Consider the following 13,073-nt stretch of genomic DNA (forward strand, 5'->3'; position numbering starts at 1 on the left):
ATATATATCTTCAATGAATGTTATTTTCTCATAAAATTCTATGTAATGCTTTAAATCAGCTTTAACTTCATGAATTTTAGAAAGTGGGATATCTTTATTAATATAAGCATTTCTACTCATATTACTACTTTTAGTCACATTTAATATAAATATTTTTTGTCTAAAACTATATTTGAAAAATTGCAGTATTTTTCATAATACTTAGAGAATTCTGATTGACATTTTCTTTTACAATCATGACATTCATATCTTTTTATTTTCACCTTAACAGCCAAACCAGATTCTAAATACAAAATTCTCCAATTAAAATCTTTCTTAATAAACTTTTTTTTAGAACCACAATGTTTTACAATAAGGATAACGCTCTTCTATTTCACCATTTTTATTAACAAAATAATTATCATCCAATATTGATTCAATAGGATAGAATTAATTGAACATAGCATTTTTCAACAAAGCTTTTTCCATCTAAAAACCCTTTTCGAATAGGATTTTTAAAATCACCGATAAATATATATTGCTCGCCATCCAACCTAAGATATGGAAGGCTTTTGATTTTTGTTTTCATATATAATTATTTGCCTTCCACCCCATATAAACTTATATATACTTTATTTTAACAAAAACAAAATATTAACATTTAAAATTTAATTTAACTAGCAATAAGTTATTTAAAGAATAATTAAAAGGAAAAAAGGGGCTTAAAATATTTGATAAAATTCAAAAAAATAAAAATTTGAAATAAAAAACACAAATAGTATTTAAAACTTTCGTAAAAATCAAAAATGTAAAATCAAAAAAAGACCAAATAGACAAAATTGAAAAATTAAACACTATTTATATACAAAAGACCTAACAAATTGACAGTCCCCTATAAATTAGACTTTTTCGAAACATGACAAACTGCAAAATAATAAAATAAAAACTTTTAATTAGCTTTTCAATATCTTATAGTTTTACTATTAAAACAGCATAAATTTTTGATTTGCTTAAATAGACCACCTATTTCAATTGAGTATGACTTTCGTTTGTCTTAATCAACCAGACAAATCAAATAAAAAAAAATATCATGAAAATTAATTACATTTAATTAATTTTTCTACATTATCTAAAAATTCATTGCGATTTAAAATTATAATTTTATCTTCAAATGGATCATAATTTTCTTTAATATTAATTCCACCCCAAGTGACTAAAACAATTGGAAAGTTTTCAACAAAACCAAAATTATCCGTATTTTTAATTCCTTCAAAGTCTTTATAATAACCCATTACTTTATAAAGACTATTTCTTATATAACTTGTTTTGCTTGAGTTTTTAACCTCAATTATCCTATAATAGGATTTACATTCTTTTTCAAATTCGATTATTATATCTGGAGACCTTGTATGAGCTGTTATTTCATAATTTTTCAGGATTTTTTTATATTCCGAAACATTATTTAGAGTATTTGGTGTGAATTGATAATGAATTGTTACCTTAACATTATCAATTATAAAATTAGTCGAATAATCTCCTTTAGAATGTAAAACTCTATAATTAACATCTTTTAAGTCCTTAAATAGATTAAAGAAAATATATATTTCATATAGTTTATCAGGATTCACCACTTTTATTAATCTTGTTTCAATTAGTTCTTTTAAAGTATTTAAATCATTTTCAATGAATAATCTTTCATATAGTCGATATGCATTTGCAATTATATGATAAAAAGTATTTCTATTTTTATAGCATTTTCTTATATGTTTTGATTTGATATGTTCTATCGTTTCAATTTCATCAAAATAAACTTTGTTTAATATTTTTACACTCATTTTATAGTTATTTGAAACTATTTCATACCAATCATTAGCCGAATCAATATCTTCAATATTAAAATTAGATAACGATACAAAATCTAAATAGTTGTCTTTTAAAAAAATTATTTTTTTAAGTAGGAATTTTAATAATTGATTTTCTTCTAAATCATAGTATTTTAAAGATGGTTGACATACAAATAAAGCTTTATCATCAAATCCTCTTGATAATCTCTCTTTTATAGTTTGAGACCAATTAATTTTACCTCTAACATTTCCATTTATTATAGTTGTTTCTTTTTTTGTTGAATGAGCTAAATTTCTAATTAATTGAGGTAAAATAACAATCAAATTTCTTACTTCATCACTTAATAGAAAATGTGCTGTTTTTAAAGTTAATACATCATCATGTTTAAGATTAAATAAATCTTCAATGTGTAAATTTATATCATCTGATACATATCCCTTGAACAAATATAGGTGGAGAAATTCTTTAACATCGGCTAAAATCAAATCCATATTATTATCATTGACTTCAGCAAAGTTGTTTAAAGAATTATGATATCTAAGTTTCATTTAAACACCTAAAATTTAGGGAGTAATTCATTTAATTTCTTATTAACATCTATACCTAAATTTTCAAAAAATAATCTAATTTTTTCAATTTTAGATTTATTTAAACCTTCAAGTTGAGGAATAATATACGATTCCACACTTTCTGTTAAAACTACCTCAATAGAATCATTATTAAGCTTAGATCTTTGCTTGATATAATCAATCATGTCTTTAAAAATTGCGGGACCTATTTTTTTATATTGAATTATTTGATGAATTTTTAATAATTGATTAATATACTCATCATCTAAATTATTAGCCCAAGTTTCAATTATCTTTTTATAATCTTCATCATTAGGTAAATCAACATCAATAAACATGAATCTTCTCATAAATGCATAGGATAAATCAAATAATGAATCTTTATCATCAACATTCATTGTTCCAATAATCCTCCAATTTTTACCAATATAATATGTGGCAGTTTTAAAATCATGTTTAGAATAAATTTCATCCCAATTTTTAATTTTTATGGATTTTCCATTTTCTTTATAAGGTAATTCTACATTTTGACCTGATAAAACTGTGAAAAGCTGTCCAAATGCTTTATCAATATCTGCACGATTAATTTCATCAATAATTAACCATTTATTTAAACTAATAGCTTCTAAAAATTTACCTTCATGGAAAGATAGTTTACCATCTTCACCAGGCATTAAACCGCCAATGGTATCAAAAGTAGACCAGTCGGAAGTTGCAGTTGTTAAAATATAACCATCCATAAATTTATTTTCTTCAGCAGCTGATGAAAACTTTAAAGCAAGGTCTGTTTTACCAGTCCCAGGAGTTCCATCTAGAATAATGTGTTTTCCTGCATTTAATGAAGCACAAATTTGCATTACTTTATTAGAAAGTATTTTAAATTCTCTTAATTTAACTTCTAATAAATCTGGATTTAAATTGAGTTTTTGATATTTACGTTTCTCAATCACAATATCATTACTAATCAAAGTAATTGGAAGCATTTTTGCATTTTTACTTGAATACTGACTTTTACCTGCATAATTGCCTAATTTTTTGTCACACATCCAATGACAAAACATATCAAATATTTCAAAATCATTTATGTTGATTTTATTAAAACTTGAGCTATTATTAATTTTATTAAGCAATTTTTTAAACTTTTCATTATTATCAATATAGTGTTTTAAATCAGAATCGAATGATATTTCATCACCAAACATCCATGATAATGCTTTTAATGTATAAACACTTTTATTATTTATTACATAAAACGAATTATCCAAATAATACAAAATAGAACTTAATCTAGATGATTTAAACCCTTTAGAATACTCATTTTTAGCATATTCATTTAAAATTTCTTTTTGAGCAATCGTATCATCTGCATTTAACAAATCTTTAATAACCTCAAAAAAGGCAATAGCTACCCTATCCATTTCTTCATCAGAATAATTAATTTTTCCTTGAATAGCTGATTTGATATTATTAACACCATCAGTATGAACCTTAATAGGTCTGTTTAAAAGTTTTTCCCAAATATCATTAGCAATATATTCATTAGAGGAATATTTATCTAAAATTTCGTTCCAAACTTTATTAACTTCATCTTTTTCTAATTTATATTTATTGAAATGAGTTTTACCAATCTCAACATTAAAATAATCATCATAAAAAGCATTAAATAAAAAATTCAAAATTTTATTTTTTAACACGTCATCAGTTCTAGAAATCGCATAAACAAGATTATTCCAATAATAAGGATAATTAGAAACTTCAACAAAAGTAGTTGGTGCAAAAAAATGGTCTTCAATTTCTAAGATATCCGGAGTTAAAATCCAATCAACACTTCTTATATTATTCAAATCAAATTCATTTTTATGATTATTTTCTGTTTGAGGAATAAAATCTCCAGTGACAATACCAATTCCTGCTAATTTACTTAAACCTTTGTTAACAACGACAACATCCCCTTTTTTAACAACATTAATAAATTTCCAAATAGTAGATGGTGCAACTGATTTTGAGGTAATTTTATCTCCTAAAAAAGACTTAATATCATTTTGGCTTTTAAATTTAGAATAATCAATATTAGAGTTTCCATAAGAATAATCAATCCCTACATAAGACTCTTTTTTAAAAATATCCCATACTTCATCCGATACCTCATTTTTACCTGCTGTGATTTTCCAAATATTAACTGGACTTTCTTTTTTATGAAAATCTAACTTTTCAACATTACTTAAAATATCCTCCTTAGCATCATCATTAATATTGAATAATGTAATTGCTGTTCCTAAAGTTTTATTTGTTGAATCTTTTAAATTATCTCGCGGAATTTCCCCAATCCATTTAACATCCCGAATATCAGAGTAATCCTCATGAACTTTTTCTTTAGAAAAATAATAATCTGAATTAATAATTCCCAATAAAAAAAGCCTATTCTTTAAATCATAAGTTAAAACATGATCATTAACTTTAATATCATACCTAAATTTCCTTTCTTGAGAAGCAATGACAGATTTTCTATTATTACTAGATCTTGCATACCTTATATTAACTAATTGAGTAATTTCCTCTGAAGATTTATCAGATAAATCTCCCAAATCCCAACCCATAGCTACTAATTGTTTATTCTTAAAAATATCTATTAAAAAAGCACCTTTTCCAGCTCTAACCATCCACATATTTGTCATATTGTCACCTGCAAATTTATTTAATCAAATAATTCATGATTATAACTCTATGAATAATTAAATAATAATTAGCATATAAAATATTAATTTTCTAGAAATGTTAATAATCTAGGATAATATATGTTATTTAAGAAAATCATGCTAATAAAATAACCTAAATTACTAAATTAATTTACAATTTTCGTTTTAAAATTTTCATAATTATCAGCAACATCGAAGTGAATATCATCACCAAGTGCTTTGAAATGTTTTCTACCACAATCAATTTTTGCTTGCTCTGAAGCTTTAATTCCTAAATATTCTGTTGTTCCTTTTGTTTCAACAACAAAATACAATTTATTCTCACCATCTTTATCAATCATAACTGCCCAATCAGGATTATAATTTCCAAGAGGTGTTTTTATTTTAAACCATGTGGGAAGTTTAGTATATAACTTAACTTCTGGATCTTTGTCTAACCTTAAAGCAAAGTTCTTTTCAACTTCACTATCATATATTATATGATCATAAACAGAATTTTCTGATTCAACCATGTTTCGTTCTAAATAACCAAATAATTCCTCATTTTTAAATAGTTCTTGAGAATAATAATCATCAATCTTAGTGTATTTAATTCCATCAATAATAAGGTGCGCCATGACTTTATTTATTAATTTTGAAGTTTCTTGCATGTATTCCTGTGGGTTTTTCTTAAATTGATCAATAGTTTCGCTTTCAATTAAAATACGAACAATAGTGCGTCTTGTTAAATCTGTTTCGTTTTGTAAATAGGTTACAATATCTGGAAGTGCAATTTCATCTTCATTTGAATAAACAGTTGAAACTGTTCCATCATCATTAGGATTAACACCTGATGCTTCAATTGTTAAACCACTTTTGGTGTAAATTAATTTTGGTGCTTTAACATTAAGATTTTCTTGCATTGCTTGAATACACTTAGAAACTAATTCATCAGTATCAAATTCCACAGCATAAGTTGTTTTATGTTTAATTGAATCCCAAAATTCTTTAAAATCTTCACTTAAATAAATGTGTTTGTTAACTTTAACTTTTCTTCTATTATTAGCATTTTTAATTGGTAATTTTTTAGTTGGTTTTTCAATTACTTCAACAATTTCATTCTTAATTTCAATATAGTCCTGAGGAACATCAACTGTTCCATCCATTACAGCAACTTTTAGTGCATCTTGAATTTTTCCTGATGCATTAATATATTTTTTAAGTTTAAAGTGGTTGAATAGTGCTAATGAATGTTGTTTTCCAAGAGGTTCTCTTTTACCTTTTTTATTTGTCCATTCGATATGTGCAAAATCTGTTTTTTGGATTGTTCCAAATTTAATACCTGTTTCATCTTCAATTTCTTTTTGTAAATTTCTAGCAAAATCTTCATAGGATTCATTAGCCATAACTGTTAATACATTAATATTTTTATCATGTATACGTTCACCATCTTGATTTACACACAATCTTAATCCACGACCAATTTCCTGGCGTTTTTTCATTGTAGAAGTTGTTTCGTTTAAAGTGCAAATCTGAAATACATTTGGATTATCCCAACCTTCTCTTAAAGCTGAGTGGGAAAATATGAATTTTAGTTTTGAATCAAAACTTAAAAGTTTTTCTTTATCCCTCATAATTAAATTAAATGTTGATTCATCATCTTTATTTGACCTAAGTTTACCTGCTTTAGTTTCTTTTGTATCTTTAACTTTTCCTTTTTTGTCTACTGAAAAGTACCCATTATGAACGTCTTCTGCTTCTAAATCTAAATCAATATAATCATATAATGTAGAATATTTTGGTTTTTTAATGATTTTTTTGTATTCCTCTTCAAATATTTTCGCATATTTGCCTTTAGTTGGATTTCCCTCTGAATCATATTGACGATAATTTGCAACTTTATCTATGAAAAACAAACTTAAAACTTTAATAGGATTTTTAGTTTTAGCAAAGGATAATTCTTTATCTAAATGTTCTTCTATAGTTTTTCTAATTTGAGCTCGTTTGAGAGTTAAATCATCCACATCCCCAAATACCTTGCCAATTCGTAAAATTTCATCTTTTTGAGTAAAAGTTACATACTCATTTCCTTTCTCACAGTAAATTTCATCAACAATATATCCATTATAAATGTCTCGGTTTCCTAATCTAACTTCAGATAAATCAGAACCTTGTTTTACAGTTACAGTTTTTCTTTTAACCGAACCTTTAACATTAGCATCAATTTCAATTTTAGCAGTTATGGGAGATTTCAGATTATTTACAGAAATCAATTTTAAATAAGCCTCATTATGATATCCACTTGAAACAAAACCAGCTACTTCTATTTGTTTAACAAGCTCTTTTTCAGAAGCATCAATAGCATCAAGTTTATAAATCAAGTTTTGAATTTCTTTATGAGTAGCAGAATATCTTAAAGTGCATAATGGGTTTAAAGAAGCAATAGCTGCATCAGACTTTTTAGTTCCAACAACAGATTGAGGTTCATCAATTATTACAATAGGATTTGTTTCAGCAATTAAATCAATTGGTTTATAACCACTTAATTTATCTTGCTCTCTGTGAATAATATTAGCTTTAGTTTCTTTTGAAGGATTCGAAAAACTTTTATTAAAAGCATCAATGTTAATAATCATTATTTGAATAGTGGAATTAACAGCAAAATTACGTACTTGTTCTAACTTTGATGAATCATAAACAAAATAATCATATGGAACATTATCATAAATTGATTTAAAGTGTTCTTTTGTAATTTCAATAGTCTTATTAACACCTTCCTTAATAGCAACACTAGGAACTACAATTATGAATTTAGTAAATCCATATTCCTTGTTTAACTCAAAAATCGTTTTTAAATAAACATATGTTTTACCAGTTCCAGTTTCCATCTCAATATTGAAATCTAAGCCATTTAATGATTCACTTGGAGCAAGTTTATAATAACTTTGAATTTTTCTTAGATTTTCCAAAATATCCTCTTTAGATATGTCAATTTTATTTCCAACACCTTGACCCGAATCTGTAAGTCCAGATTGCCCAACGACTGTAAAATACTGAAACATTGAATTTTGACCTTTAAATAGATCAATGACAGAATTAACAGCTTCATTTTGATAATCAAGATTGGAATCAAATTTAAGTTTCATATTATCTCCTATATTGTTATAAATTCCTCTATATTATTTGTTCTTAAAATTTCTTTAATGTTAGTTTTATCAGCATCAGATTTAAATCCAGAATCTTTAAATACTACTCTTGAAGTAGATGCGTTTTTAGTTAGCTTTATTATTTCACCAGTTATTTCCTTTGTTATATTATTATCTAAACATATTACTAAAGCACCAAAACCTACTGAATAAATGTTGTTAATCTCTTCAATTGGTAGTGTTAAATCTATTCCATATTTTAGCATTATTTCATAAACTAAATCCTCATTAGTTCTATCACTTTTTATATTATCTATTGTTAATGATTGTTGTACATTATTATAATCTGGATCCCATTTTTCTAAGTTTGAAGAATCTAACTTAAACACTTTAAATCCAATATCTAAATCATTATTTCCAGATTCCTCAACAATTTTATCACCTGCTCTTCTTATCCTTTCTTTACCAATTTCGCAAATATTTTTGTATCCTACTTTATAAACTTCAGATTTTTCATCAACCAATTCTGGAATTTGAATTAAAATAAATTTACGGCACCCTTCATCTTTAGAATTTAATTTAATAATAGCTTCTGCAGTTGTTGAAGATCCTGAAAAAAAATCAATGAAATATCCATCTTTAATAAAATCTTTTTTTTCAGGGTTTGAAACCAAACTTAATAAATATTCTATTAATGAACTTGGTTTTGGATAATTAAAAAACTTATTTTCTAATAATTGTTCTAAATTACTACTACCTTCCTCACTAGTTCCTACTTTATCATCAAATCGATTTTTAGTATTTAGAGGATTATTATAATTAGTAAATAATATTTGTCTTGGTGATTCAATGGATATTCTCTCTTCACTATATATTGCTCTAATAGAAAAATTTTCACTCTTAACCCAATACGAAGTACCTACATCTAATTCAGAAATAACTTTTTCTTTTGACCATCTACTCCTAAATTTTAAAATGAAATCATTAATATTTCTACCATTTTTAACGATTACCGGTGTTTCAAGTTTATATTTATTATCAGTAGTTTTTTCATATTGACCATCTGAAATATTAAATTTAACAGTGTTTTTAGGAAATAAAATAGATTTTTCTGGATTTGATGCATTATATAAAGGAGCATCTGTTAATTCTGTTTTAAATCTCTCAATTAAAACTTCCTTAAGATTCTTTTTTATTGCCTGTTTACAATAACATAAAATATATTCTGCATTTGAATAAAAATTTAATTTTTGTCTACCAAAATGTTGTGTCTTTTCCCAAATAAAAGAAGTTATAAAATTTTCTTCACTAAAAATTTCATCACAAACTTTTTTAATATTATTAATTTCATTATCATCAATTGAAATAAAAACTAATCCATCATCAGTTAATAAATTTCTTGCTAATTTTAATCTAGGATACATCATATTCAACCAATCACTATGAAAACGACCATTAGTTTCGGAGTTATTACTCAATTTAACCCCAATGCTCTCTCTCTCTCTCTCCTACATTACTATTAATTAATTGACCCGAAATTTTTAAATAATTCTCTAAATTGTCTTTATAATTATCTGGATAAATAAAATCTTTTCCAGTATTATACGGCGGATCAATATAAATAGCTTTAACTTTATTGTAATAAGATTTCTGTAAAAGTTTTAAAACTTCTAAGTTATCTCCTTCAATATATAAGTTCTGAGTTAAATCCCAATTTTTGGATTCCTCAGGACAAGGCCTTAAAGTTCCAGTAGACTGTTTTTGAGACTCTTTAATAGCTTGAGTCTTTCCTGGCCAAGTAAAACTATACTTTTCATGAGAAACATCAATATTCTCACCTAAAACCAGCTCTAATTTTTTAAAGTCGATTTTATTTTCAGTTATAACCTCAGGAAAAATTTCTTTTAATTTAGAAATATTATCAAATACTATGTTTTTACTTTCACCGGTTAATTTTATTTCATTCATCATAATCACTTATATTGTAATAAATTCTTTTATATTATTTGTTCTTAAAATTTCTTTAATATTTGTTTTATCAGCATCAGATTTAAATCCAGAATCTTTAAATACTACTCTTGAAGTAGATGCGTTTTTAGTTAGCTTTATTATTTCACCAGTTATTTCCTTTGTTATATTATTATCTAAACATATTACTAAAGCACCAAAACCTACTGAATAAATGTTGTTAATCTCTTCAATTGGTAGTGTTAAATCTATTCCATATTTTAGCATTATTTCATAAACTAAATCCTCATTAGTTCTATCACTTTTTATATTATCTATTGTTAATGATTGTTGTACATTATTATAATCTGGATCCCATTTTTCTAAGTTAGAAGAATCCAATTTAAACACTTTAAAACCAATATCTAAATCATTATTACCAGATTCCTCAACAATTTTATCACCAGCACGCCTAATACGTTCTTTTCCTATTTCACAAATATTTGAGTAACCTGATTTACACGCCTCAGATTTTTCATCAGTAGATTCTGGAAGTTGAATCATGATAAATTTATAATTTTTATTTTCTTTAATATTTGTTTTTAATAAAGCATTGGCAGTGGTAGCCGAACCCGAAAAAAAATCTAATATAAAATCATTTTCATGAAAATTACAATATTCAATCATTAATTCAATTAATTCAATTGGTTTGGGATGGTCAAATATAGGAACATTTCCTTCTGAAAACAACTGTTTAATTAATTTAGTGCCATTACTTGTTGTTCCAACATTGTCCCACCATGTACTAATTTTTTTAACATTATTTTTTAAATCATTCAAATAAGTTTTTTGATATAAATTATTGTTAATTTTAACTATTTTACCTTCATCATACATATTAGACATTCTTTTTTCAGAAAATCTAAAATAACCTTCAACTCCTAAAAAATTATAATAAGGATTGCCTTTTCTAGCTCCTCCAGGACCACTAACTGGATTTAATGAATATGGACCTTTACCATCCCCATCATCTTTATTGAATCTTTTAAAATCTTCTTCACTTTTTCTAATGCCATAATTTAGTCTATTTTTATGAATATTTAACTTATTTTTAGCATAAAATAAATGATAATTATGATTTTCAGAAATAATTTTATCGTTAGAAATACCCCCACGAGATTTTTGACAAATAGTGGCAATAAAATTAGTTTCACCAAAAATTTCATCACAAATTTTTTTTAAATTACTAAATTCGTTATCATCAATACTAATAAATATTACTCCCTCATCATTAAGAAGATTTTTAGCTAATTTTAACCTTGGATACATCATATTCAACCAATTAGAATGAAAACGACCATAAGCCTCCATGTTTGTGCTTAATTTAATACCAATGCTCTCTCTCTCTCTCTCTCTCTCCTGTAACTAATTGTCCTGTAAGCTCTAAATAATTTTCTAAGTTATCTTTAAAATTATCCTTATAAATAAAATCTTTTCCAGTATTATAAGGCGGATCTATGTAAATACATTTTATCTTATTATAATAACTTTTTTGTAAAAGCTTTAAAACTTCAAGATTATCCCCTTCAATATACAAGTTTTGAGTTGAATCCCAATCCTTTGATTCCTCACGACATGGCCTTAAAGTTCCAGTAGACTGTTTTTGAGACTCTTTAATAGCTTGAATCTTACCTGGCCAAGTAAAACTATACTTTTCATGAAAAACATCAATATCCTCACCTAAAATCAGTTCTAATTTTTTAAAGTCAATTTTGTTTTCAGTTATTACATCTGGGAAAATTTCTTTCAATTTAGAAATATTGTCTGAAACAATGTTTTTACTTTCACCTGTTAACTTTATTTCATTCATCATAATCACTTATATCGTAATAAATTCTTTTATATTATTTGTTCTTAATAAAATTTCTTTAATGTTGGTTTTATCAACATCAGATTTAAAACCAGAATCCTTAAATACTACTCTAGATTTAGATGCATTTTTAGTTAGCTTTATTATTTCACCAGTTATTTCTCTTGTTATATTATTATCTAAACAGAATACTAAAGCACCAAAACCTACTGAATAAATGTTGTTAATCTCTTCAATTGGGAATGTTAAATCTATTCCGTATTCAGATTTAAGCATGATTTCATAAACTAAATCCTCATTAGATCTTCCTTCTTTAATATTATCAATTATTAATGATTGTTGCACATTATTATAATCTGGATCCCATTTTTTTAAATTTGAAGAATCCAATTTAAACACCTTAAATCCAATATCTAAATCTTTATTTCCAGATTCCTCAACAATCTTATCACCAGCACGCCTAATACGCTCCTTACCAATTTCACAAATTGTTTCATAACCATCTTCATAAGCATTAGAGTTTTCTCCAGTTTCTTCTGGAATTTGCACCATTATAAATTTATTTCTTTTAAATTTTTTACTGTTTAATTTCATAACTGCATTAGCTGTAGTTGCAGATCCTGAAAAGAAATCTAAAATAATATCACTTTCATTTAAACTAATATCAACAAAATGTTCAATCAATTTTATAGGTTTAGGATACTCAAAATATTTTTTTTCACCAAAAATATTTTTTAAATCTTTAGTTCCATCAGAAGTATTTGTAAAATCTATGATGTTTCTATATGGAATTTTATATTCTTCAATTATTTCTTCAGTACTTGTATTAAAAAATTCATAGTTCTTTTGAACTAATTTAATATCTCCTTTATTATTCTTTTTAAAAGCCAAATAATTATTTCTAATTCCATTAATTATAGTTTTTCTCTAAAAATTTTTACCATATAGGTTTAGCCAATTTTCATAAAATGATTTGAAGCCAATAATTTCATAAAATTTATCTTTAAATAAGTTAATTAACTGATTTTCGGTTGTATAATAT

At 25.3% G+C, this 13,073-nt stretch carries 8 protein-coding genes; all 8 read right to left on the minus strand.

What is annotated here, in order from left to right; genetic code table 11:
- Positions 1-1,076: 1,076 nt before the first annotated feature.
- Positions 1,077-2,372: a hypothetical protein gene (locus MBORA_RS06465; protein ID WP_063720407.1), complete on the minus strand. Its 1,296-nt coding sequence runs from the start codon at positions 2,370-2,372 to the stop codon at positions 1,077-1,079.
- 8 nt (positions 2,373-2,380) lie between these two features.
- Positions 2,381-5,068, minus strand: a complete 2,688-nt coding sequence (locus MBORA_RS06470; protein ID WP_052331873.1) for an AAA family ATPase — start codon at positions 5,066-5,068, stop codon at positions 2,381-2,383.
- Positions 5,069-5,235: 167 nt separating this feature from the next.
- The gene (locus tag MBORA_RS06475; RefSeq protein ID WP_063720408.1) at positions 5,236-8,214 is read right to left on the minus strand and encodes a type III restriction-modification system endonuclease; all 2,979 of its coding nucleotides are present in this window, start codon (positions 8,212-8,214) and stop codon (positions 5,236-5,238) included.
- Between the two features lie 8 nt (positions 8,215-8,222).
- Positions 8,223-9,692 carry a site-specific DNA-methyltransferase gene (locus MBORA_RS06480; protein WP_063720409.1) on the minus strand — a complete coding sequence of 490 codons (1,470 nt, stop codon included), beginning with the start codon at positions 9,690-9,692 and terminating at the stop codon, positions 8,223-8,225.
- A gap of 1 nt (position 9,693) precedes the next feature.
- Positions 9,694-10,182 carry a DNA methyltransferase gene (locus MBORA_RS10985; protein WP_042694824.1) on the minus strand — a complete coding sequence of 163 codons (489 nt, stop codon included), beginning with the start codon at positions 10,180-10,182 and terminating at the stop codon, positions 9,694-9,696.
- Between the two features lie 9 nt (positions 10,183-10,191).
- Positions 10,192-11,532 (minus strand): site-specific DNA-methyltransferase, encoded by a 1,341-nt coding sequence (locus MBORA_RS06490; RefSeq protein ID WP_211258396.1) that lies wholly within the window; start codon positions 11,530-11,532, stop codon positions 10,192-10,194.
- Positions 11,533-11,545: 13 nt separating this feature from the next.
- The gene (locus tag MBORA_RS10990; protein WP_231476130.1) at positions 11,546-12,031 is read right to left on the minus strand and encodes a DNA methyltransferase; all 486 of its coding nucleotides are present in this window, start codon (positions 12,029-12,031) and stop codon (positions 11,546-11,548) included.
- 9 nt (positions 12,032-12,040) lie between these two features.
- A complete protein-coding gene (locus tag MBORA_RS06500; protein WP_063720411.1) occupies positions 12,041-12,922 on the minus strand; it encodes a DNA methyltransferase in 882 nt (293 codons plus the stop codon).
- Between the last annotated feature and the right edge of the window lie 151 nt (positions 12,923-13,073).

The organism is Methanobrevibacter oralis, from assembly GCF_001639275.1.
Classification (GTDB): domain Archaea; phylum Methanobacteriota; class Methanobacteria; order Methanobacteriales; family Methanobacteriaceae; genus Methanocatella; species Methanocatella oralis.